This is a genomic window from Proteus genomosp. 6 (assembly GCF_040139785.1).
Lineage (GTDB): Bacteria > Pseudomonadota > Gammaproteobacteria > Enterobacterales > Enterobacteriaceae > Proteus.
In genome coordinates this window covers 80079-105037 of sequence record NZ_JBEEVJ010000004.1, presented here as the reverse complement: position 1 = coordinate 105037, position 24959 = coordinate 80079, and the positions used below count along the sequence as shown (strand labels likewise).

The window sequence follows — 24959 nt, the reverse complement described above, 5'->3', positions numbered from 1 at the left end:
CTCTTATCCTCTCGCTGCTAACGCAGTTACACGATTTATTGCTTTACCGCTATAAATGGCGTGCATAGCAACTTCAGTATTCATTTTTAAATCTTCTTGCCCATGTAAACGCATTAATAAAGCGACATTAGCTGCAACAGATTCGGTATGTGCTCTTTTTCCTTCTCCTTGTAATAAATCTGCTAATAATTGACGGTTTATTTCAGGTGTACCACCTTCTAAATCAGTAATGGCACAAGGGCGAAGACCAAAATCACTAGGTGTCAGTTGATAACGTGTAATTTCACCATTGCGTAATTCAGCGACTTGAGTAGGTGCATGTAGTGAAACTTCATCCATTCCACCACTATGAACAACGGCAGCACGCTCATAACCTAAAACTTTTAATGTATCTGCGATAGGCATCAATAACTCTGGGCTATACACTCCAATTAATGCTAATGGCGGACGCGCTGGGTTGATCAATGGACCTAATACATTAAATAACGTGCGTGTTTTCAATTGTTGGCGAACGGGTGCTGCAAAACGAAAACCACTGTGATATTGAGGTGCAAATAAAAAGCATAAACCCACTTCATCCAGTAATTGGCGCGCATCATCAGCACTTCTGTCTAAAGGGATACCAAATGCTGCTAATAAGTCGGAAGATCCAGAGCGGCTGGATACGCTACGATTACCGTGTTTCGCAACTTTGATACCTACTTCAGCTGCAACAAAGGCGCTTGCTGTTGAAATATTGATACTATTTGCACCATCACCGCCAGTGCCTACGATATCGCAAAAGGTATAATCAGGACGAGGAAATGGCAGTGCATTTTCGAGTAATGCGCGTGCTGCTCCTGCGATTTCTTGAGGATGTTCACCGCGCATTTTCATGCTGATTAATACTGCCGCTAATTGTGATTCTGTTAACTCACCGCGAATAATGGCGCTAAACAGTGTTTGGCTTTCTTCTAACGTCAATTGTTGTGCGCTAAATAATTTGTTGAAGATAGTTTCCATTTTATGCGTCTCCTTTAGGAGTTAATGCCCATGCGATTGTTTGCTCTAAAAGTTGTGCGCCTTTTGTGGTTAAAATTGATTCTGGGTGAAACTGAAAACCACAGGTTTTATGTTGACGGTGACGCACCGCCATAACAGTGTTATCGCACCAAGCATTAATAATGAGTTGTTCTGGAACTTGTTCTCCTGAAAGCGAATGATAACGAGCTACGGGTAAAGGGTTAGGTAAATTCACAAACATTTCGCTGTTATCGTGTTCAGCTAATGTCGCTTTACCATGTAAGATCTCTCCACATGAAGAAACTTTGCCACCGTAAGCCTCAATAATGGCTTGATGACCTAAGCAAATACCAATTACAGGCAATGTGCCTAATACACGTTTTAACAGTTCAGGCATGCAACCAGCTTGTGAAGGTGCTCCTGGCCCCGGCGATAACAGTAAAATCGGGTTATCGAGCTCATGTAATTTTTGTTCAATAACATCGGCAGCGACGCTATTGCGATAAATCACAACATTATTGCCAAGGCTACGTAATTGATCGACAAGGTTATAAGTAAATGAGTCGATATTATCGAGCAGTAAGATAGTCGCCATTAGCAAGCCTCCTGCATTTGAGTATTGGTGTGAGCTTGTAAAATGGCATTGATAACAGCTTGTGATTTATTGCGTGTCTCTTCTGCTTCCATTTTTGGATCTGAGTCGAGCACAATTCCAGCACCAACTTGAATAGTTGCAATATTATTTTCAACATAAGCGGAACGAATAACTATGCAAGTATCAAAATCTCCTGCGCCAGTAAAATAGCCGATAGCACCACCATAACTGCCACGTTTCGTTTTTTCATAACGAGCAATCAATTGCATTGCACTGACTTTCGGCGCTCCAGATAGTGTTCCCATATTCATACAAGCTTGATACGCATGGAAAATATCTAAATCATCACGCAATTTACCGACTACTCTTGAGACTAAGTGCATGACAAAAGCATAACGATCAACTTTTGTTAATTCAGCGACATAACGGCTACCTGCTTGGCAAATACGCGCTAAATCATTACGTGCCAAATCAACTAACATTAAATGTTCAGAAAGCTCTTTCGTATCAGTGCGCATTTCAAGTTCAATTCGACTGTCTAAATCTGCATTGATTGAACCATCTGTGTTGCGTCCTCTTGGGCGAGTTCCTGCAATTGGATAGATTTCAATTTGGCGATCACTTGTTTGATATTTCAATGCACTTTCTGGTGATGCTCCAAATACCGTGAACAAAGCATCTTGCATATAGAATAAATAAGGGCTTGGATTTTTCTCTTTCAACACTTGATAAGCGGCAAGTGGTGAAGGGCAAGCAACTTGAAAGCGACGTGATGGAACAACTTGGAAAATGTCACCTCGACGAATATAGGTTTTCATTGCCTCAACAATATCGCCATAACCTTTATCATCCATATTGCCTTGTATTGTTGATTCTGCTGCTGTTAAAGCGCGGCGGATAGGATGTTTTAAAGGTTGTTTAGCCAGTGAAATTAACTCAGATTGGCGTAAAGTGAGGCGCTGACACTCTGTTTTATCATCAGTAAAAGCAATGGAAATTAACTGACTATCTTTATTCTGATGGTCGATCACAATTAACTGTTCTGCTAAATAAAAGCAGTAGTCAGGGCATGAAAAAACGGTGTCTAATTCAGGAATGGGTTCAAATCCACTGACTAAATCATAAGCAAATAAACCGCCGACAAAAATAGCATTAGCATCTTTAGTGTCTTTATTAGCAAGAAAGAAACGTAAAGCATCAAATACGCTGGCTGATTTTAATTTGCTCTCTTCATCAATATCTTGTGCAGGTGAAGAAAAAGTAAAAACACACTGTTTATCGCTCTCTTGCATTAAGACCGCTTTTTCTTTTAGTGCGATTTTTAATGCAGGTAATAAACCTTGTCCATTAACGCTTAATGCATCAATAGTGACTTGATTTTTTACTGCGCTGATACGTAATGCGCTATCAACAATTAACAAACTTTTTAAGTTTGCTTTAGTGTCAACTTGTGCAGATTCTAATAATAATGTGTGATGTTTGTTTTCACATAATGTATTGAAAAGTAAAGCAGGTTCGCTGTGGTAAGGCAGTGGCGTTGCCTTGGTATTAAATGAGAATGCAAGTGATGTATTCATTATTATCGCTCTATATTATTTTTTACTAACTGTTTTTAATGCATAAAAAAACCCGCGTAGGCGGGTTTTAGATATCACTGACGTGAAGCAGGAGATCAAACCGCCCATAAAAGAGTATTGCGCCACCAAAGAGCGATAAGACGTTGATTAATATTCATAAGATCTCCTTACAGCTAACGACAGACAATAAGTTAATAGACTAGCTCGTGTTGTGTACTAGTAAACTGGATTGCGTTGGGTTCGTCAAGTACTTTATGGCATACTCTTTAAAAATTATTACCTTGCTAAGATGAAAAGGGAGAAGCGATGACAGAAGTGCTATCTGATTTAAGAGTGATTTATGATTTGCACAGCCACACTACCGCGTCAGATGGCGAGCTTTCACCAAAAGAATTGGTTGAGAGAGCGATAGAGCGTCAAATTAATGTCTTAGCGATTACAGATCACGATACAACAGCGGCGATTACTCCTGCTAATGATTATATTGCAGAAAAAAATCTGCCTCTTACCCTGATATCAGGTGTCGAAATATCGACTTTATGGGAGAATATAGAAATCCATATTGTTGGATTGAATATTGATATCAACCATAATGCAATGAAAGCACTCCTTTCGTCACAAAGCCAATGTCGTGAAACACGCGCGATAATGATAGGTGAGCGATTAGAAAAAGCGGGTATTGCAAATGCATTTGAAGGAGCAAAAGCCTTAGCACATGGTGGACAAGTTACAAGAGGACACTTTGCCCGTTTTCTCGTGAATGAAGGGCATGTTGCCTCGGTTAATAAAGTGTTTAAGCGTTATTTAGCGAAAGGTAAAACGGGTTATGTCCCCCCACAGTGGTGCTCAATAGGTGACGCTGTCACAGCGATTCATGAGGCTGGTGGCGTTGCAGTATTAGCGCATCCGGGACGATATGGTCTATCCTCTAAGTGGTTAAAACGCTTAACGCTTTATTTTAAACAACTTGGTGGTGATGCAATCGAAGTGGCACAATGCCAACAACCACCACAAGAACGAGAACAGCACGCAGCATTAGCGCAACTTTATGGGCTAAAAGCTTCGTTAGGTTCTGATTTTCATCGCCCTTGCTCGTGGATAGAATTGGGGCGTAATTTATGGTTACCCAGTGGTGTAGAACCAGTTTGGTCGCTATGGCAAGAGTAACATTAGAAATTCATTGAGGGATGTATGAGCCAACTTTTTTATATTCACCCTGATAATCCGCAGGCTCGTTTAATTGAACAAAGTGCTGATATTTTACGCAAAGGCGGTGTGGTGATTTATCCAACAGACTCTGGCTATGCTATTGGCTGTTGTTTAGAAAACAAAGATGCAATGACGCGAATTTGTCGTATTCGCCAATTAGATAAAAACCACAATTTCACACTGATGTGCCGTGATTTATCAGAAATCGCCAATTACGCTTATGTTGATAATGTGGTGTTTCGTTTAATAAAAAATAACACTCCAGGTAATTACACCTTTATCTTAAAAGCAACTAAAGATGTACCAAAACGTTTGATGAATGATAAACGTAAAACCATAGGTTTGCGTGTTCCTTCTAACCCTATTGCATTGGCATTGTTAGAAAATATTGGTGAGCCATTAATGTCAACAAGCCTGATTTTACCAGGCAACGATTTTGCTGAATCTGATCCGGAAGAAATCGAAGATTTATTAAGCAAACAAGTTGATTTGGTGATCCACGGTGGTTATTTAGGACAAAAACCGACAACGGTAATTGATTTAACAGAAGATACCCCAGTTATCGTGCGTGAAGGTACGGGTGATATTACGCCATTTCAGTAAGTCATTTAGCTGATTAAACTGAATTGGGAGTCAATGACTCGATAGTAATGACTCGATAGTGAAGAAATTTATCACGAGATAAAGAGATAAAAGGTGAAGGGTTTTATCGCTTGTGTTAAATTTATACATTGCGATAAAAATCACGGTGTCTGTTTTTGAAATCGGTTATATCAACGCGTATTTTAAACGTTAAACACAATAACTTGATCTGCGAACAAACGGCTAAGCTATCGTTAAGGTTTTGCCAACGTCATTTTATCGCCACTATTTATCACAATGTTGATGTGAAAAATCATCAACATTGTTCACTATTGAATCAATAAACCTGTGTTTATTTCTTATTTTAATAAACATGGGTTATTTTTATTTAATTGATTTTTAAAAATTAATTCTATTTTTATGACGCCTGTGAAGGCGACACATGAGGTTGTTTCATGAGCGATAAATCGCAACGCACTGAAAAATTACAAAAAATCCTTGCTCGTTCTGGTCACGGTTCTCGCCGTGAAATTGAAGGCTATCTTCAAGAAGGGCGTATCAGCATTGATGGTACAAAAGCGAAATTAGGTGATCGTATTGATGTCACCACTACAGCAAAAATCCGCTTAGATGGCCGTATTCTAAATATTCGTGAAGCACAAAAAGATGTTTGCCGTGTGCTTGCTTATTACAAACCTGAAGGTGAACTGTGTACTCGCAGTGATCCGCAAGGTCGTCCAACCGTTTTCCAACGTCTTCCTCGCCTTAACAGTGCTCGCTGGATTGCCGTAGGTCGTCTTGATGTGAATACCAGTGGATTACTGTTATTTACAACTGATGGTGAATTAGCCAACCGTTTAATGCATCCTAGCCGTGAAGTTGAGCGTGAATACGCTGTCCGTGTTTTTGGTGAAATTGATGATGCGAAAATTCGTCAATTAACGCGTGGTGTACAATTAGAAGATGGTCCTGCTTCATTCCGCTCTGTTTCTTATCGTGGTGGTGAAGGGATTAACCAATGGTACAACGTTTCACTTACTGAAGGGCGTAATCGTGAAGTTCGCCGTATGTGGGAAGCTGTTGGTGTCCAAGTCAGCCGTCTTATTCGTGTTCGTTACGGTGACATCGATTTACCAAAAGGTTTACCGCGTGGTGGTTGGGTTGAACTTGGATTAGATCAAATCAACTATTTACGTCAATTAGTTGAATTAAACGACGAAACAGTAACAAAAGTTGCAGTAGAAAAAGATCAACGTCGTATCAAAGCGAATCAGATCCGTCGTGCAGTTAAGCGTCATACGAAAGTATCTGCTCGCACTTCAACATCACCAGCTAAAAGAGCGTCAAGTCGTCGCCAATCAGCAGGAAATAAAAAGTAATTAGCGAATAATTATTTATTATTTCAAATTAAATTTTCATTTTTAAAAAGAAGCACTCATGTTTTTATGAGTGCTTCTTTTTTTGATGGCTTTATTTTTATAATAAATATATCTATGATAATTACATTATTACGGTAGAAATATTAATAATTTTTTATTTAACGATAAGGTATTCAAAATAATATGTATCGTTATTTTTATTTAACAACAGTGTTATATATGACTTTTCTGATAGTAGGGTGCGACAACCCCGCAAAACGAGAAAAGCAGAACGGTATTTTTTATATCAGCAATAACCGATTAGAACCTTTAGAGTTTAAAGTTGATAATTCTTATTTCGTAATGGGTAAAGGTGAAGTTAAAAAAATAAAACTTAATAACGGAAAACATCTGTTAGTTGATAGTCATGGTGAACAGAGTGAATTTATGATTTATCCAGGCAATCGAGGCGGGATAATTAATCCAAATAGAGAAATATATTATAGTTTCACTTCGGTATTTAAACCAGATGATACACTTGATGATCTTCATATAGATGAGCGCACTGTATGGATTAACGGCATACTTGTACGCGGCGCCATTAATAGCTCTGACTCTCTTTTTATTGATAATAATATTTTTAATTGCGATATTCCATTAGATGAATCATTACCTACTTACTTATCTGATTGGGACGATAATGAAAAAGTGAATGTATTGACAAAATGTTTTTCAAGAGAGGATTTTTATCAATATATCGCTAAATATCCTTATGGTATTCACTTTTATTCTGAACGTGATTTGTTAACTGAATATTTAGCAACAGATAAGTTTAATTGGATAGATGGAGGAAACACACGAACAGATAATTTAACTCCACTAGAATATAATGTTAAATTTAGTAATGAAAAATTAACCAAAGAAGCAAATAGTATTTATGAAATAATGAAGAAATATTTAGCGTCAAGAGATCCTAAAGAAAAACAAATATTTTATGATGAATATCATAAATATTTAGTAAGAATGGCAATGATTTACAATCAACAAATACAAAATAATATTTTTGTAGATAGAGATGCCTATTTTGAATTTATGAAAAAAAATGGGAGAATATTTGGTGCTGGCATTTTAGGCGAGCCAATTCTTATTTAAGAAAAATATTCATTTTATGATAATCATTATAGGTCACCAATCTATACCTTTTTGCGCTTTTATTCCGCTGTCAAAAGCATGTTTTATAGGACGCATTTCTGTCACCGTATCGGCTAACTCAATTAATTTTCGATGGCAGCCTCTTCCTGTAATAATGACATTTTGGTGAGGTGGGCGAGAGCTAATAGCTGAAATAACTTCATCTAATGGTAAATAGTTAAAGCTAATCATATAGGTAATTTCATCAAGAATGACCAGATCGTACTCTGGATCGTTAAGTAGTTTCAGTGCATATTGCCAAGTATTCAAACAGGCAGCGGTATCTGCCGTTTTATCTTGTGTTTCCCAAGTAAAGCCCGTTTCCATTACATAAAATGGTACACCGAATTGTTCTAATAGGTTTCGTTCACCGTTTTCCCATGTACCTTTTATAAACTGCACAACACCGACTTTTTTTTGATGACCAACAGCACGCGTTGCGGTTCCCATCGCCGCTGTTGTTTTGCCTTTACCATTGCCAGTAAAAATTATCAAAATACCTTGCTCGTGTTGAGCTTGCTCAATTCGAGTATCTACTTTCTCTTTTAAACGTTGTTGGCGTTTTTGGTGTTGTGCATCATTCATTTTGTTACCTTAAATTATGTTATTCAGCGGGACCTGCTTTACGGCCAGGTTGTGCATCTAAAGATTGTCCTTTCACATCAATACTGTCATCACTCATAAGGTAGAGATATAACGGCATCAAATCTTTAGGTGTTTTTAATTTCTGTGCATCTTCATCTGGAAATGCACTTGCTCGCATTGCGGTACGAGTGCCACCAGGATTAATGCAGTTAATACGCAAAGTACTTTCGTTATATTCTTCATTAAGTACTTGCATAAAGCCTTCTGTTGCGAATTTAGAGACAGAATAAGCTCCCCAACCATAACGACCTTGGCGACCTACACTAGATGTGGTGAGGATAAGGCTTGCATGAGGCGCTTTGAGCATCAATGGTAGTAGTGCTTTTGTGAGCATAAATGTCGCATTAACGTTGACTTGCATAACGTCATGCCAAAGATTACTCGGTTGATTAATGATAGGTTCAACAACACCTAATAAACCAGCATTTTGTAATACACCATCAAGATGAGGGAAGCGTTTAACGAGAGTATCAGCAAATTGCTGAAAATCGTTCTCTGTCGCTGTAAGTAGATCAAGTGGATATAACATGGGCTGTTGGCCACCTGATGTGATTATTTTTTCTTGAACATCTTCAAGTTTTGATAAAGTACGGCCTAATAAGATAAGTGTTGCGCCATATTGCGCATAAGTTAGTGCGGCTTCTTTTCCTATGCCATCACCAGCACCCGTTACTAGAATAATTTTATCTTTTAGCACGCTATGATCGGGTTGATATTGCAACATATTGATATCCTGTCTAGTAAAAAGTAAATAAAGTGTAACGTCTTATTTGTCTAGCGACCAGTTTAGTCTGACTTTTTGTTTACAATTTATGGCTATTTTCTTTATGGTATTAAACATAATCATGCCTTTGTTGCTGGCGCTAAAGCAGAATTTCGTTAAACTAGGCATATTGGTTTTAGTCAGTGTTATTAACCTTAAAAAGAGGTCTTTGTGGAGTATATTTTGCAATATGGGCTGTTTTTAGCAGAAATTGTCACTGTTGTTGTGGCGATTATCGCTATCGTGTTGTTTTTCGTTGTAATTGGAAATAAAAAGCAAAATCGTAAAGGGACGTTAAGAGTTACAGATCTTGCTGAAGCTTACGAAGAAAAACAGCGCGTTATGCAACAAGCAAAAATGGACGATGCTGAATTAAAAGTCTGGTATAAAGCGTTTAAAAAGCAGCAAAAAAAAGAGAATAAACAGAGTAAAAACAATGCAAAAGAAGGTAAAAAAGGCGTTGTAAAACCTTGTTTATATGTGCTTGATTTTAACGGTAGTATGGATGCACATGAAGTGGGTGCATTACGTGAAGAAATCAGCGCCATTCTTTCTGTTGCACAAGCAGGTGATGAAGTATTACTGCGCTTAGAAAGCCCAGGCGGTATGGTTCACGGATATGGATTAGCCGCAGCTCAATTAACACGCTTAAAAGAAAAGGGTATTAAACTGACGGCGGTTGTCGATAAAGTGGCTGCTAGCGGGGGATATATGATGGCATGTGTGGCAGATAAAATTGTTGCTGCACCATTTGCGATTATTGGCTCGATTGGTGTTGTGGCTCAGATCCCTAACATTCACCGTTTGCTCAAGAAAAACGATATTGATGTTGAGTTGCATACTGCTGGCGAATATAAACGTACATTGACCTTGTTAGGAGAAAATACTGAAGAAGGTCGTGAGAAATTTAAACAAGATTTAAATGAAACGCATCTATTGTTTAAATCATTTGTGCATAAATATCGCCCTCAACTTGATATCGATAGCGTTGCAACGGGTGAGTATTGGTACGGTTCAGAAGCACTAAACAGAGGCTTAATTGATGAAGTTGGTGTCAGTGATGATTGGCTAATCAATCATATTAATGACTTTGAAGTTCTTTCTGTCCAATATGTTACCAAAAAGAAAATGGTTGAGCGAGTTACAGGTGGCGCAATGGAAAGTATTGATAAACTGATGATGCGTTGGGTACAAAGAAGTAAAAAACCGCTGCTATAAGCCAATAAGTACGCAATAAATGATATCAGTGATATGGATTATCGCTGATATCATCCTTCCTTACTCAGCCACTTTTCCTAAATCTTCTCAAAAAATATTCTAACTCTCTATTTTAAAAGCTTTTATTTCCATAAAATAAAAAAAGCCAGTGAAAATTTCACTGGCAATCAAAGAAATAATTGATATTGCTTATAACAACAGGGTAAATATTTCCTCTTTCTAGGAGGTTTCAATATAGCTGTAAATAGAAAATAAAAATAATTGATATTACTGATTGTATTGATAGGTAAGTGTAATCTTGAGTTGAGATGTGACAGAAAATCTGCATTATAATCAAACTGAATTATTATTCTTTATTTTTGTTTGATTATGCCAGTTATTGGCATCTGAATGAATGCAATAACTGGCAAGCAAAGTCTCTTTTTTGTTATCGAGAAAGAGTAAATTAATTTACTTCAGTGATTAAATAAAAATAATCACGAAGATGACTTATTCTAAATGGTATTTATCAGATAACACATGAGCTAAATGCTTAAACATATTGAATGCTGCTGTGCTTTTTGCAGTAGGTAAACCTTGTTCATCTAAAAAAAATTCGCCTTTAAATACGAGGACATTACCTTTCTGTTCAACCGAATCTGCACGCATACCTTGTAAATAATCTTCATGTTCACATATGATTTTATTCGCTTTTTCAAGTAGCATCTCTGTTGTAATCGGTGTAGTTTGTGTTGACATAATATGTGCTCCTTAGAAAAATAATTTGTTGCGCCTCACTTTTTATCAGGTAGAGTGTGGCATTTTTAAAAGCTTAGCTACTCTATATGTAGCAAACAATGATTTGCCTGTACTCGGTCAAAGTAGTGAGGTGATTAAAATACCTCAAAAAAAGTGATGAGTTTTGAGCTTAAACAAAAGCTTTGAATAAAAACAGGTTGATATATTGCAAAACTAACGCAATATAAAAAAGAGATTTTAAACATTTTTTTAGTTGAGGGTATTAAACGATACCGTCATAACAAAGTTTAATTAGGTAAAGGTAATTATGGGTAAAGCTCTTGTTATCGTGGAGTCCCCGGCTAAAGCCAAAACGATCAATAAATATCTTGGCAATGACTACGTAGTTAAATCTAGCGTGGGTCACATTCGTGATTTGCCAAAGAGTGGTTCTGGCAGCCAGAAGAGCGAAAACTCATCCGCCACGAAAGGCGTGAAAAAAGTTAAAAAGGATGAGAAATCAGCCTTAGTCAGCCGTATGGGAATTGATCCCTATAATGGATGGAATGCGAACTATCAAATTCTACCCGGCAAAGAGAAAGTCGTGGCTGAACTAAAAGCATTGGCTGAGAAAGCTGATCATGTCTATCTCGCAACGGACCTTGACCGCGAAGGAGAAGCTATCGCGTGGCATTTACGCGAAGTTATCGGCGGTGATGATGAACGATTTAGTCGAGTGGTTTTTAACGAAATCACTAAAAATGCCATTACACAAGCTTTCCAAACTCCGGGTGAGTTAAATATAGATCGCGTTAACGCACAACAAGCTCGTCGCTTTATGGATCGTGTTGTGGGTTATATGGTTTCACCTTTACTTTGGAAAAAAGTTGCTCGTGGATTATCTGCGGGTCGAGTGCAATCTGTTGCTGTGCGTCTTTTAGTTGAACGTGAGCGTGAAATTAAAGCCTTTGTTCCTGAAGAATATTGGCAATTGCACGCGTCATTATTAACGCCTGACGAGCAACCGTTGCGTATGGAAGTCACGCATTATAATGATAAAGCCTTCAACCCTGTTTCATCCGATGAAACACAGGTGGCGGTTAAAGCATTACAAAATGCAACCTTCACGGTAAAAGATCGTGAAGATAGACCAACATCAAGCAAACCAAGTGCACCACTTATCACATCAACCTTACAGCAAGCGGCAAGTACGCGTTTAAGCTTTGGTGTGAAAAAGACGATGATGCTAGCTCAGCGCCTTTATGAAGCTGGTTATATAACCTATATGCGTACTGACTCAACTAACTTAAGTCAGGATGCAATTCAAATGGCGCGTGATTATATCAATGAGAATTTTGGTGCTAAATATTTGCCGAAAGAGCCAAATGTTTATTCGAGCAAAGAAAATTCTCAAGAAGCGCACGAAGCTATTCGTCCTTCAGATATCAACGTTATCGCAGAATCTTTAAAAGATATGGATAACGATGCCAAACGTTTATATCAACTGATTTGGAATCAATTTGTTGCTTGTCAAATGACACCAGCAAAATACGATTCAACCACATTAACAGTTGAATCAGGTGATTATAAACTACGAGCTAAAGGCCGTACTTTACGTTTTGCCGGTTGGACGAAAGTCATGCCAGCGATGCGTAACAAAGATGAAGACAAAACCTTACCTGCAGTTGATGTAGGGGCTAAACTGGCTTTAGCTGAATTAGAACCTACTCAGCACTTTACTAAGCCACCAGCACGTTTTAGCGAAGCGACTTTAGTTAAAGAGTTAGAAAAGCGCGGTATTGGTCGCCCTTCAACGTATGCTTCTATCATTTCCACTATTCAAGATCGTGGTTATGTGAAAGTTGAAAACCGTCGTTTTTATGCAGAAAAAATGGGTGAGATTGTAACGGATCGTTTAGAAGAGAATTTTAGCGATTTAATGAATTACGATTTTACTGCGCAAATGGAAGATCACCTTGACCATGTTGCTAATAATGAAGAAAACTGGAAAGCGGTATTAGATGCATTCTTCACCGATTTTAGTCAGCAATTAGAAGTTGCTGAAAAAGATCCTGAAGAAGGTGGAATGCGACCAAATCCAATGGTGATCACGTCGATTGAATGTCCAACTTGTTCTCGTCATATGGGAATTAGAACGGCGACAACAGGCGTATTTTTAGGATGTTCGGGCTATGCTTTACCGCCTAAAGAGCGTTGTAAGCAAACCATCAACCTTATCCCTGAAGATGAATTATTAAATATTCTTGAAGGGGAAGATGCAGAAACTAACGCATTACGTGCACGTCGCCGTTGCCCGAAATGTGGTACTGCAATGGACAGTTACTTGATTGATACTCATCGTAAATTACATGTTTGTGGTAATAACCCTGCATGTGATGGTTATGAAGTTGAAGAAGGTGAATTCCGCTTAAAAGGTTATGAAGGCCCAGTTATTGAGTGCGATAAATGTGGTTCTGAAATGCACCTAAAAATGGGGCGTTTTGGTAAATACATGGGTTGTACTAATGATGATTGTAAAAATACCCGTAAAATCTTAAAAAGCGGTGAAATTGCACCACCGAAGGAAGATCCTGTTCCACTTCCTGAATTGCTATGCGAAAAATCAGATGCTTACTTTGTCTTACGAGACGGTGCTGCTGGTGTCTTCTTGGCCGCAAACACGTTCCCTAAATCAAGAGAAACACGTGCACCAAAAGTAGAAGAATTGGTTCGCTTTAAAGACCGTTTAGCAGAGAAAATGCGCTATTTAGCAGAAGCTCCAGTAGCTGATCCTGAAGGAAATCCAACTATTGTGCGTTTTAGTCGTAAAACAAAACAGCAATATGTTTCTTCAGAGAAAGATGGCAAAGCAACAGGTTGGTCTGCGTTTTATGTCGATGGCAAATGGGTTGAAAAAACCAAATAACATTGGCATTACGTGATAAATAAAAAAGCGACTAATGAGAGTTAGTCGCTTTTTTGTATTAAGACTGATGATCCAAGCTCTTAGTGACGACGGTGCAAGAATGGTATGTAGTGTGATTAAATAATTTAGTGGCACTAATATTATGAAATAGAAGCTGACAGATAAGGTTGGCTTTTTTTATGCTTATTTATAGCTTATAACTATTCGATATAACAAAACCTAAATAACACTATTAATTACGTTAGACCGAAATGAAATAAGTGATATAGTGGTTATATATTACATCTTTATTATTCTTTTTAGTTATATGAATATAAATAGAATAACGGAATAATAAGTCTTTTGTTGAAGGGATAGCCTCTCCATGAAATTACAACAGTTGCGTTATATCGTTGAAGTGGTGAATAACGATTTAAATGTTTCGACCACAGCAGAGCGTTTGTATACATCTCAACCGGGAATAAGTAAACAAATTCGCATGTTAGAAGATGAGCTAGGTATACAAATATTTTCTCGCAGTGGCAAGCATCTAACGCATGTGACACCAGCAGGTGAAGAAATTGTAAGGCTGTCTAGAGAGATTTTGTCAAAAACAGAAGCTATTCGATCAGCTGCGGGTGAACACACTTATCCAGATAGAGGCTCACTATCGATTGCAACAACGCATACGCAAGCTCGTTATGTATTACCTCCAGTAATAAAAGGTTTTATTGAGCGTTATCCAGATGTTTCATTACATATGAACCAAGGTTCACCAACGCAAATTGCTGAAGATGTATGCAGAGGTAAAAGTGATTTTGCAATAGCGACAGAATCACTGCATCTTTATAACGATTTAGTGATGCTACCTTGTTATCGTTGGAACCGCATTGTGGTGGTTTCTAAAGATCATCCACTGGCACAAAAACGAGAAGTGACGCTTAAAGAGCTCGCAAACTACGATATTGTCACTTATACCCAGGGGTTCACTGGGCGTTCAGATCTTGATGATGCCTTCGGTAAAGTAGGGTTGAAACCTAAAATTGTTTTCACTGCAACCGATGCGGATGTTATTAAAACTTATGTGAGACTGCATTTAGGCATTGGTGTGATTGCCAGCATGGCATTTGATCCTGTACTCGATAGCGATTTAGTTGCCATTGATATGCGTGATAAGTTTAGTTATAGCACCACTAAAATTGCATTTCGCCGTAGTGGTTTCTTACGTGGCTATATGTATGATTTTATGTGGCGTTTTGCTCCCCATCTTACGCGTAATTTGATTGAGCAAGCTGTTGCGTTGCGAACTAACGAAGAGATTGAAGAGTTATTTAAAGATATCGAATTACCATTAGTGTAATACTGAAAGGCGGGTCATTCCCGCCTTCAAGCGTGTTCATAAATCTAATTTCTGTTATTACTCATTTCAAATAAAAATCCCCACTAAAAAAAGCATCTGATTTTGCAATGCTTAGCTGACGATACTTGTTTAAAAAATCATAAAACTGCTGATTAATCAGTGGATCATCAAGTGCACTAGCATCAAATACAGAGGTAATGGTGGTGTACTCTAAAGAGAGGGTAAATTTACGACCGATACAACTGGCGAGTAGCATTTTTGCTGATTGATAAGAAAAACGTAGGCTCAAAATTTTCAGCTTTGGAACAAAAATAAGATGATTATTATGATTGAGTATCTCCGTGATCCCCGCAATAGTTATCGTTTGATAGCTGTCTAATGAGTTTCGTAAGCCGATTTCTATTTTTTGTCCTTGGGTACGTAAAAAATCAATAAATTCTCCAAGTGCAGGAGAGGTGGCATTGATTGCAGCTCCTAGTAATAATTGAATAAACGCTTGAGCAACAGAAAAATCAAAGGTTTGCTTATGAAGTTTTTTTGTTTCTATTTTATTGTGTCCTAGAAGGGGTAAATGGTTGAGCGTATCTAACCAATGTTCGGGGCGATAATAGGCTTCATTATCCTCTTTTTTTAATGCGGCAAGATGGTTTGCCATAATAGAAATGAGTCCAATTTGGATATTTTTAAGTTGTGACATTTTTTCTATTTCGGAAGGCTCAAAAGGTTTTGGTGACGCGATGATAAATTGCACTAAGCCTTCGGTATCTTTTATATTTTGAGAATGTAATGCATTCATCGATAAGGTTTGCGGAAAAGGAGGTGTAATAGGTTCTGCAAAATAGCGATCCGCATTCATAATATTTTTAAGTAAATCAGATTGTTTATTACTCATAAAAGTTATCCTTACGTAGTCATACCTCCACCATTAAATCCTAATTAAGCGAAAATCCTGAGATTAAAATTTATTAACACTATGACACCCATAACATTACGTTAACAAATTGTGTGGTCTTTAAGCGAAATTCGGCGTTATATGATATGTTTAATAAATAACCTTACCTATTTTGATGGTTTAAACATGCTGTCAGTATAAAAATAAGAAGGAGGAGCTATGTCGTTACGTTTGAAAAAAGAGAGCCATTCCACGCTCTTAGTCGGATCTCAAGAATATGAGTACTACCGTCTTTCAGAAGTTGCCCGCCAATTAGGCGATATTACCCGTCTTCCTAAGTCTCTGAAGGTGTTACTAGAAAACTTAGTGCGTTATCTCGACAATGATACTGTTGTTGACGAGGATATTAAGGCACTCGTTGAGTGGCAAAAAACAGCACATGCATCACGAGAAATTGCATATCGACCTACAAGGGTACTTATGCAAGATTTTACAGGTGTGCCTGCGGTTGTTGATTTAGCGGCTATGCGTGAAGCTGTGAAATCTTTGGGCGGGCAAGTGGATAAAGTTAATCCATTATCACCCGTAGATTTGGTTATTGACCACTCTGTTATGGTTGATGAATATGCCAGTAAAAATGCGTTTGCTGAAAACGTGGAAATTGAAATGGAGCGTAACTATGAACGCTACCTTTTTTTACGTTGGGGGCAGCAATCCTTTGAACGCTTTCGTGTCGTGCCGCCAGGGACAGGAATTTGCCATCAGGTAAACTTGGAGTACTTAGGTAAAGCTATTTGGTCTGAGGTGCAAAATGGGCGTCATGTGGCTTATCCTGATACCTTAGTCGGCACAGATTCTCACACCACAATGATAAATGGTCTTGGTGTTTTAGGTTGGGGTGTAGGAGGCATTGAAGCAGAAGCTGCAATGTTAGGACAACCTATCTCCATGCTAATTCCAGATGTTGTTGGCTTTAAATTGACAGGAAAATTACGTGAAGGGATCACGGCAACTGATCTGGTATTAACCGTCACACAGATGTTACGTGCTCATGGTGTTGTGGGTAAATTTGTGGAGTTCTATGGTGATGGTTTAGCGTCATTACCTTTAGCTGATCGTGCAACAATAGCGAATATGTCGCCAGAGTATGGCGCGACCTGTGGATTCTTCCCAATAGATGAGATCACCCTTGATTATTTGCGTTTAACAGGGCGTGAAGAACAAGAAATTGCACTTGTTGAAGCTTATAGCAAAGAGCAAGGTCTATGGCGACATACAGGTGATGAACCTATCTTTACGTCAACATTATCGTTAGATATGGGAACCGTTGAAGCGAGTCTTGCAGGGCCTAAACGCCCTCAAGATAGAGTTAATCTGCCGAGTGTACCTAAGGCATTTAAAGCAGCTGTAGATCTTGAAACCAATAAGAAACCACTGGCGCAGTTTCCTCAAGTAAAAATTGATGATTATCCTGCATTTGAGTTAACCGATGGTGCCGTCGTTATTGCGGCGATCACATCATGTACCAACACATCAAACCCTAATGTCTTAATGGCAGCAGGATTACTCGCTAAAAATGCGGTAGAAAAAGGATTGCAGCGTAAACCTTGGGTTAAGTCTTCTTTGGCTCCTGGCTCTAAAGTCGTCACGGATTATCTTAATCTAGCAGGATTAACGCCTTATCTGGATAAGTTAGGGTTTAATCTTGTGGGATATGGTTGCACAACATGTATTGGCAACTCTGGGCCTTTATTAGCACCGATTGAAAGTGCGATTAAAGATAATGACTTAACTATTGCGGCTGTATTATCTGGTAACCGTAACTTTGAAGGTCGAATTCATCCCTTAGTGAAAACCAACTGGTTAGCATCGCCGCCTTTAGTGGTTGCTTATGCTTTATCAGGAAATATGAATATCGATCTTACTAAAGAGCCATTAGGTAAAGATAAACAGGGTGCTCCCGTTTATTTAAAAGATATTTGGCCTGACAGTAAAGCTATTGCAGATGCTGTTGAGAAAGTTAAAACAGAGATGTTCCATAAAGAGTACTCTGCCGTGTTTGAAGGCGATGAAACATGGAAATCACTGCAAACACAAGATACACCCGTCTATGATTGGCAACCAGACTCTACTTATATTCGACATCCTCCTTTCTTTGAAGGTATGTCAAAAACGCCGGCTCCGATTAAAGATATTCATCAAGCCAGTATTTTGGCTATTTTAGGTGATTCGGTGACAACGGATCATATTTCACCCGCAGGTAATATTAAGGCGGATAGTCCCGCAGGGCGTTATTTGCGTGAACATGGTGTCGAGCCGAAAGATTTTAACTCTTATGGTTCAAGACGTGGCAATCATGAAGTCATGATGCGAGGTACATTTGCCAATATTCGTATTCGTAACGAAATGGTGTCGGGAATCGAAGGTGGTTTTACCAAGCATATTCCAACTGGTGAAATATTGGCTATTTATGATGCTTCAATGCGTTATCAGCAAGAAAATACGCCGTTGGCAATTATTGCTGGTAGTGAATATGGTTCAGGCTCTAGCCGTGACTGGGCGGCAAAAGGAACACGTCTATTAGGTGTACGTGTGGTGATTGCAGGCTCTTTTGAGCGTATTCACCGTTCTAACTTAATCGGTATGGGAGTTTTACCTTTAGAGTTTCCTAAAGGGGTATCTCGTCAAACATTGGGCTTAAAAGGTGATGAGAAAATTGAGATCACAGGGCTTAATGCATTAATACCGAGCCAAGATGTCGCGGTTAATATTACTTTTGCAGATAATCGTACTGAAACTATTATGGCGCGTTGCCGTATTGATACTCAAACTGAATTAGCCTATTTCCAACATGGTGGTATATTGCATTATGTTATTCGTAATATGCTTTAATTAGTTTTGTAACGTAGTTAATAACAATGCCCCATTATAAAAATAATGGGGCATTTTTTTATCTTTTCTTTTTGTAATAACAATCACCAACCTTGAATTGCACCACCGTTAAAAATGGTTTCGGCAGCGGTGGCAACTTCGGGAGATTGATATGCTTTGATAAAATCACGTACATTATCAGCGTCTTTGTTCTCTTCTCTTGTCACAATAATATTGGTGTAAGGAGAGTTTTTATCTTCAATAAAAATACTGTCTTTGGTCGGTGATAAATTAATTTGCTGGATATAAGTTGTACTGATAATAGCGACAGTTACTTTGGGATCGTTTAAAACCCGTGGTAATTGCGCACCTTCTAGCTCCATAATTTTAAGCCTAAGTGGATTATCAATAATGTCGATAGCCGTAGGCAATAAACCACTGTTTGGTTTTAGCGTAATAAGCTTTTCTTTATCTAGTAACAGTAATGCTCGACCTAAATTGGTGGGATCGTTAGGAACAGCAATGGTATCGCCTGATTTTAACTCAGAAGGGTGTTTGATTTTAGTTGAATAGCCCGCCATAGGAAAAACAAAGGTATTACCGACAGCCACTAAATTGTAACCACGAGATTGATTATCTTGGGCAAGAAAAGGGCGATGTTGAAAAACATTGGCATCAAGTTCTTTATTTGCAGTGGGATCATTAGGCAATAAAGAACCGCTGAAACTTACCAATTCAACCTCTAAGCCATATTTTTCTTTTGCGACTTTTTTGGCAATTTCAGCCACATCTTGTTCAGCACCATTAATCACACCAACCTTGATTGAATAGCTGTTTTTATCGCTATTATCACAACCAGTCAATAATGCTCCTGCTAATAAAAGCGCGCCGAAAACCCTACCAGAAAAATGTAATGGCATAATGCATTCCTATCAAAATTTATTTATTAATAAATAACTTAGAATCAGATAGATAGTCAATGAAATCGCATATGACAAATTTTCACATGATATAATTTAATGATAAAAAAGACATAAAAATAAGATGTAAGAGAAGAAAAATAGATAAAGAATAAATTTACAAGGTAATAAAATAAAAGGAATAAATAAAAAATCCGAGCAACTCAGGCTCGGATTTGAAAATAATTAATGTTGTGTTGTTACTTTATTATTGCGCTTTCTTAAATAAAAGATGTCCCATTTTATCGGCTTTAGTATCAAGATAATGTGCATTACTTGGATTACGCCCGACAATCAAAGGAACTCGCTCGATAACATTAATTCCTGCGGCTTTCATGATTTCAATTTTCTTCGGATTATTGGTTAATAACCGAACTTCATGAACACCTAAGAGGTTATACATGTCAGCACAAAGGGTAAAATCGCGTTCGTCAGCTTTAAAACCTAACTCAAGGTTCGCTTCAACGGTATCTAAACCTTTATCTTGTAACGCATAGGCTCGTATTTTATTTAGCAATCCGATATTTCTGCCTTCTTGGCGATGATAAAGTAATACGCCACGACCTACTTTACTTATTTGTGAAAGTGCTGCTTCAAGTTGGAAACCACAATCACAACGTAAACTAAATAGGGCATCGCCCGTTAGGCACTCTGAATGAATACGAGATAATACGGGCTCTGAGCCTGAAATATCGCCATAAACTAGAGCGACATGATCTTTTCCTGTTGCGATTTCTTCAAAACCGACCATTAAAAACTCGCCAAAAGGAGTCGGTAGTTTTGCTTCTGCGATACGTCTTAATTTCATTATTTTTGACTCATAATTTCAGGTGATACTCTCGTCCAAGATTATACACTTTATAACGAGAACAAAGAGAAATAATACACTGAAATATTTCCAGGCCTCATAGGTAAGGAAATGAATAACACACACTTATTAAATCACACTTCAACAAATTATCAGATTTTGATGCCGAGTGCATAATGATTTATTGCTAAACTTGCATCGTTTATACTGATAATCTTTAGCTGTAAATGGATGAGAACATTTGTATTTAAGAAGAGGCAATATATTGAATAAGCAAGTAACAAAGTTGATTCTGTTAGGTAGTATGTTGCTCTTAATCATACCAAGTGCTGTGTTGATATTGGGTTGGAAGTGGCAACCTACTGATCACCCTTTAGGCGGGATAAGCACATTATGGATAGCTGATAGTGCAGCAAAACCTTGGGGCGCTGTGACTATTATTGTTTTGTTAGCATTGCTTTTTATGGTGTTGAAATTAAAACGTAATCATTTTATTCAATTAGCCGTGATAATTATTGCAACATTATTTATTGGGCAATTAATTAAGGTTGCGGTTAAAAATACAGTAAAAGAGCCTCGCCCTTATGTTGTTTGGGTTAGTGAAAATTTGCACATTAGCTCTGAAGCTTTTTATCAAGTATCAAGACCTGAGCGAGAACAATTACTTCAAAATGGATTAGCCAACTCACCTGTGGTCCCTGAATGGCAACTTAAATATTGGAAAACTGAAACAGGTTATGCTTTTCCGTCTGGTCATAGTTTATTTTCAGCGACACTCGCATTATTTGTTTTTGTCCTTTTTATGTTGCGCCGTCATTATTTTTTAGCGTCACTCGGGTTATTATGGGGAATTGATGTCACGGTAGGGCGTATTGTATTAGGAATGCACTGGGCATCTGATGTGATTGTCGGTATTCTTATCAGCACCGTGCTGGTTTGGTGTGCATTTAAGGTGATTGAGCGGCGTTTATTACTCAAACCCTGACAATAGCCCTTATTTTTGAGAGAATGTCTTTTTCAGTATTTATATGAAAAAATATACGAAAATCAGATGATTCTAAGAAATGACTTTCTTTGTGCGCAGTGAAAATGCTACCTTTATCTGTCTACTAAAGAAAAGAGAATAAAAAAGGAAATAATGTGAAAAAAGTCCTACTTTTTATTTTGGTTATTCTTGTTCTTGCCATCGTGGTGATTGCCATGACTTTAGGCACAAATAACGATCAGGTAGTCACATTCAATTATCTTATCGCTCAAGGTGAATATCGTATTTCTACCTTGTTAGCTACCCTGTTTGGTATGGGTTTTGTACTTGGCTGGATTGTAAGTGGTGTTTTTTATCTACGTGTACGCTTATCACTAGGTCGAGCAAAACGTAAAATTAAACGTCTTGAAAGCGCCCAAACAAAACAAGAAAACCAAGAAAGTCGCCCAACGGTTGCTTCTGCTACGAAATAAGGACGATAGCTGATGCTAGAATTGCTGTTTCTGTTATTACCTGTCGCTGCGGCTTACGGCTGGTATATGGGGCGTCGTGGCGCCCAACAGGACAAACAGCAGAACGCCGATCGCCTGTCACGTGAGTATGTGGCGGGTGTTAACTTTTTACTTTCTGATCAACAAGATAAAGCAGTTGATCTTTTCCTCGAAATGCTTAAAGAAGATAGCTCTGCTTTTGAAGCTCATCTTACTTTAGGTAATCTTTTCCGCTCTCGTGGCGAAGTCGAACGCGCTATTCGTATCCACCAATCGCTAATGGAAAGTGCTGCGCTTTCCTTTGAGCAACGCCTACTTGCTGTTCAACAGTTAGGTCGTGACTATGTGGCGGCGGGTGTTTACGATCGCGCTGAAAATATGTTTCAGCAACTTATTGATGAGCATGAATTTCGCCAAAGTGCGTTGCAATCGCTGTTAGCTATTTACCAATTAACCAGTGATTGGGGAAAAGCCATAGAAACGGCTGAAAAATTAGTAAAATTGGGACAACGCGAGCTTAAAGAGCAAATCGCCCATTTCTATTGTGAATTGGCGTTACAAGAAATGAGTAGCGATAATCTTGAGAGCGCGCTCAATTTCTTACAAAAAGCAGGGCAAACAGACCCGCTTTGCGCTCGTGTTTCAATTATGTATGGTCGTATCTATATTGCTCGTGATGATAAACAAAAAGCTATCGATGTTTTAATGAAAGTTATTGAGCAAGATAAAGAGATGGTCAGTGAAACCTTACCTATGCTTTTTGAATGTTTCCAAGCTCAAGGCGACGATAATGCTCGTTGGGAAACTTATTTACGTCAATGTGTGGATAGTAATTGTGGTGCGATTGCGGAGCTTTACCTTGCTGACATTATTGAAGCTAAAGAAGGTATTGAAGCGGCTCAGTTATACATTAATCGTCAATTAGAGCGTCATCCAACCATGCGCTTGTTCTATCGTTTAATGCGTTACCATTTAGCAGAAGCAGAAGAAGGACGCGCTAAAGAGAGCCTTATCTTATTGCGCTATATGGTTGGTGAACAAATTCGCACGAAACCAGATTATCGTTGCCATAAATGTGGTTTTACCTCTCATGCATTATATTGGCATTGTCCATCCTGTCGTTCATGGGATACCGTTAAGCCTATTCGCGGTTTAGATGGTCAGTGACGATGTCACTTTTTTAATAGTCTCTCTATAAATAAAGGCCCTAAAATGTCATTTCATTGTGATAAAAAATCGCCCGAGCTTACCTGCGCGCCCGTTATTGTGGCACTAGACTATGAAGACCAAAAAAGTGCATTAGACTTTGCACAGCGTATCGATCCCTTATCTTGTCGTTTAAAAATTGGTAAGGAGATGTTTACCCGTTTTGGACCTCAGTTTGTGACTCAATTACAAAAAGAAGGGTTTGATATTTTCCTCGATTTAAAATTCCATGATATTCCCAATACTGTTGCAAGAGCCGTTGCAGCCGCTGCTGATTTAGGTGTATGGATGGTTAATGTACACGCGAGTGGCGGCGGTCGTATGATGCGTGCGGCTAAAGAGAGTCTTGCTGCTTTTGGTAAAGACGCGCCACTTTTAACGGCAGTGACTGTACTTACCAGTATGGATCAATCTGATTTAATTGAATTGGGAATAACATTGACGCCCGCAGAACAAGCAGAACGTTTAGCGTTACTGACAAAATCTTGTGGTCTTGATGGTGTCGTCTGCTCTGCACATGAAGCAACACGTTTTAAACAAGTTTGTGGTGATGATTTCTTATTAGTCACTCCGGGTATTCGTCCAGCAGGAAGTGATGTTGGCGATCAGCGTCGTGTAATGACACCAGAGCAAGCCATTGCGGCAGGCGTTGATTATATGGTGATTGGTCGTCCTATTACTCGTAGCGATAACCCTCATGAAACATTGCAACAAATTAATCGTTCTATACAAGGTATGTAAATGGATAATAACTCTCGTTTGGTTTATTCCACAGATACGGGTCACATAAAAGAAGAAGAACAAAAGCCAGTACGTCCTGCTGGTGATGGTATTGTGCGTATTCAGCGCCAAACTAGTGGACGTAAAGGCAAAGGTGTATGCGTTGTTTCAGGTATTGATCTGGATGATGCAGAGTTAGCTAAACTTGCGGCTGAACTGAAGAAAAAATGTGGCTGTGGTGGGAGTGTCAAAGACGGTTTAATTGAGATCCAAGGTGATAAACGTGATTTAATTAAATCGCTATTAGAAGCTAAAGGAATGAAGGTTAAACTTGCTGGTGGCTGATTTAACTAGCTAGATAGCAATGAAATGAATGATAATGCGCTGATTTTCTATTGAGATTAGCGCATTTTTTTATTGTCACTAATAGATGTCTTTTAAAAGGTATTTTATGAAAGCGTACTTGATGATTGTTGCACTATTATATTCTTCTGCGCTTTTTGCAGAAACGACTGCGGATAAAATAATTGTTCATAACAAATATTGTTCTTCACCAGAACAGACCATGGATGAAGTTTATGAGAATGGCGCAATAACACATTGTGTTTATGCTGGGCTTTCAATTGCAGATGCATATAAAAAATATGTCAATGAACACGATGAAGATTATCTTGTAAAAACCATTAAAGTGAACAATAACATCCAAAAAGAATATACAAAAGACGGTGTTTCTGTTGATTATAAATGGGAAAATCCGAAGAAATTAATGATAGAGCAACAGTTTTCAGGTGGTTTTACGGAGTTTGTGTTAGAAGAAGATAAGAAAGGCACTAAAATCACGATCACTGGTCACCCTGATTAATTATTAAGAAAACAGCGAAATCCATAAATACGATTATAGGTGA

General features: G+C 38.3%; 21 protein-coding genes and 1 pseudogene. 14 read left to right on the top strand and 8 right to left on the bottom strand.

The window, feature by feature from the left end; genetic code table 11:
• Window positions 1-3: 3 nt before the first annotated feature.
• Both trpD and ABN212_RS06435 read right to left on the bottom strand, forming a co-directional pair.
• Window positions 4-1597: pseudogene (trpD, locus tag ABN212_RS06440) on the bottom strand (bifunctional anthranilate synthase glutamate amidotransferase component TrpG/anthranilate phosphoribosyltransferase TrpD).
• Window positions 1597-3174: an anthranilate synthase component 1 gene (locus ABN212_RS06435; RefSeq protein ID WP_198625589.1), complete on the bottom strand. Its 1578-nt coding sequence runs from the start codon at window positions 3172-3174 to the stop codon at window positions 1597-1599. The pseudogene trpD and the gene ABN212_RS06435 overlap by 1 nt, the downstream one beginning before the upstream one ends.
• A gap of 306 nt (window positions 3175-3480) precedes the next feature.
• Between ABN212_RS06435 and rnm the strand changes: the two genes are divergently transcribed.
• The 4 genes from rnm (at window position 3481) to ABN212_RS06415 (ending at window position 7475) form a co-directional block, all read left to right on the top strand.
• The gene (rnm, locus tag ABN212_RS06430) at window positions 3481-4341 is read left to right on the top strand and encodes an RNase RNM (protein WP_198619566.1); all 861 of its coding nucleotides are present in this window, start codon (window positions 3481-3483) and stop codon (window positions 4339-4341) included.
• A 24-nt stretch (window positions 4342-4365) separates the two neighbouring features.
• Window positions 4366-4986: an L-threonylcarbamoyladenylate synthase gene (locus ABN212_RS06425; protein WP_023582284.1), complete on the top strand. Its 621-nt coding sequence runs from the start codon at window positions 4366-4368 to the stop codon at window positions 4984-4986.
• A 434-nt stretch (window positions 4987-5420) separates the two neighbouring features.
• Window positions 5421-6344 carry a 23S rRNA pseudouridine(2605) synthase RluB gene (rluB, locus tag ABN212_RS06420; RefSeq protein ID WP_088495702.1) on the top strand — a complete coding sequence of 308 codons (924 nt, stop codon included), beginning with the start codon at window positions 5421-5423 and terminating at the stop codon, window positions 6342-6344.
• A gap of 219 nt (window positions 6345-6563) precedes the next feature.
• The gene (locus ABN212_RS06415) at window positions 6564-7475 is read left to right on the top strand and encodes a hypothetical protein (RefSeq protein ID WP_232799477.1); all 912 of its coding nucleotides are present in this window, start codon (window positions 6564-6566) and stop codon (window positions 7473-7475) included.
• A gap of 33 nt (window positions 7476-7508) precedes the next feature.
• On the opposite strand, the gene cobO is transcribed toward ABN212_RS06415, so the two are convergent.
• Together cobO and ABN212_RS06405 are read right to left on the bottom strand one after the other, a co-directional pair.
• On the bottom strand, window positions 7509-8099 hold the full coding sequence (cobO, locus tag ABN212_RS06410) for a cob(I)yrinic acid a,c-diamide adenosyltransferase (RefSeq protein WP_109372368.1): 591 nt from the start codon (window positions 8097-8099) through the stop codon (window positions 7509-7511).
• Between the two features lie 19 nt (window positions 8100-8118).
• Window positions 8119-8880 (bottom strand): YciK family oxidoreductase, encoded by a 762-nt coding sequence (locus ABN212_RS06405; protein WP_196533331.1) that lies wholly within the window; start codon window positions 8878-8880, stop codon window positions 8119-8121.
• A 213-nt stretch (window positions 8881-9093) separates the two neighbouring features.
• On the opposite strand from ABN212_RS06405, the gene sohB reads away from it, so the two are divergent.
• A complete protein-coding gene (sohB, locus tag ABN212_RS06400) occupies window positions 9094-10140 on the top strand; it encodes a protease SohB (protein WP_100158176.1) in 1047 nt (348 codons plus the stop codon).
• Window positions 10141-10629: 489 nt separating this feature from the next.
• Here the strand turns inward: sohB and ABN212_RS06395 are convergent, their stop codons facing one another.
• Window positions 10630-10878, bottom strand: coding sequence for a YciN family protein (locus ABN212_RS06395; protein WP_069369238.1), 249 nt, complete (start codon window positions 10876-10878; stop codon window positions 10630-10632).
• A gap of 307 nt (window positions 10879-11185) precedes the next feature.
• On the opposite strand from ABN212_RS06395, the gene topA reads away from it, so the two are divergent.
• Window positions 11186-13783: a type I DNA topoisomerase gene (topA, locus tag ABN212_RS06390; protein WP_198619564.1), complete on the top strand. Its 2598-nt coding sequence runs from the start codon at window positions 11186-11188 to the stop codon at window positions 13781-13783.
• A 364-nt stretch (window positions 13784-14147) separates the two neighbouring features.
• Window positions 14148-15122: an HTH-type transcriptional regulator CysB gene (cysB, locus tag ABN212_RS06385; protein WP_109372364.1), complete on the top strand. Its 975-nt coding sequence runs from the start codon at window positions 14148-14150 to the stop codon at window positions 15120-15122.
• Window positions 15123-15183: 61 nt separating this feature from the next.
• On the opposite strand, the gene ABN212_RS06380 is transcribed toward cysB, so the two are convergent.
• Window positions 15184-16014 (bottom strand): hypothetical protein, encoded by an 831-nt coding sequence (locus ABN212_RS06380; RefSeq protein WP_198619563.1) that lies wholly within the window; start codon window positions 16012-16014, stop codon window positions 15184-15186.
• Window positions 16015-16233: 219 nt separating this feature from the next.
• On the opposite strand from ABN212_RS06380, the gene acnA reads away from it, so the two are divergent.
• Window positions 16234-18906: an aconitate hydratase AcnA gene (acnA, locus tag ABN212_RS06375; protein ID WP_198619562.1), complete on the top strand. Its 2673-nt coding sequence runs from the start codon at window positions 16234-16236 to the stop codon at window positions 18904-18906.
• 83 nt (window positions 18907-18989) lie between these two features.
• Here the strand turns inward: acnA and ABN212_RS06370 are convergent, their stop codons facing one another.
• Window positions 18990-19805: a MetQ/NlpA family lipoprotein gene (locus ABN212_RS06370; RefSeq protein WP_198619561.1), complete on the bottom strand. Its 816-nt coding sequence runs from the start codon at window positions 19803-19805 to the stop codon at window positions 18990-18992.
• Window positions 19806-20052: 247 nt separating this feature from the next.
• Window positions 20053-20652, bottom strand: coding sequence for a GTP cyclohydrolase II (ribA, locus tag ABN212_RS06365; RefSeq protein WP_109372360.1), 600 nt, complete (start codon window positions 20650-20652; stop codon window positions 20053-20055).
• 265 nt (window positions 20653-20917) lie between these two features.
• Between ribA and pgpB the strand changes: the two genes are divergently transcribed.
• The 6 genes from pgpB to ABN212_RS06335 all read left to right on the top strand — a co-directional run bounded on the left by pgpB (window position 20918) and on the right by ABN212_RS06335 (window position 24916).
• On the top strand, window positions 20918-21637 hold the full coding sequence (gene pgpB / locus ABN212_RS06360) for a phosphatidylglycerophosphatase B (RefSeq protein WP_198619560.1): 720 nt from the start codon (window positions 20918-20920) through the stop codon (window positions 21635-21637).
• A 215-nt stretch (window positions 21638-21852) separates the two neighbouring features.
• Window positions 21853-22110, top strand: coding sequence for a LapA family protein (locus ABN212_RS06355; protein WP_232797478.1), 258 nt, complete (start codon window positions 21853-21855; stop codon window positions 22108-22110).
• A 12-nt stretch (window positions 22111-22122) separates the two neighbouring features.
• Window positions 22123-23295, top strand: coding sequence for a lipopolysaccharide assembly protein LapB (gene lapB / locus ABN212_RS06350; protein WP_109372357.1), 1173 nt, complete (start codon window positions 22123-22125; stop codon window positions 23293-23295).
• Between the two features lie 45 nt (window positions 23296-23340).
• Window positions 23341-24075, top strand: a complete 735-nt coding sequence (gene pyrF, locus ABN212_RS06345; RefSeq protein ID WP_198619558.1) for an orotidine-5'-phosphate decarboxylase — start codon at window positions 23341-23343, stop codon at window positions 24073-24075.
• Window positions 24076-24399 carry a stress response translation initiation inhibitor YciH gene (gene yciH, locus ABN212_RS06340; RefSeq protein ID WP_349443014.1) on the top strand — a complete coding sequence of 108 codons (324 nt, stop codon included), beginning with the start codon at window positions 24076-24078 and terminating at the stop codon, window positions 24397-24399.
• A gap of 106 nt (window positions 24400-24505) precedes the next feature.
• Window positions 24506-24916, top strand: coding sequence for a hypothetical protein (locus tag ABN212_RS06335; protein WP_198619557.1), 411 nt, complete (start codon window positions 24506-24508; stop codon window positions 24914-24916).
• The last annotated feature ends 43 nt before the right edge of the window (window positions 24917-24959 follow it).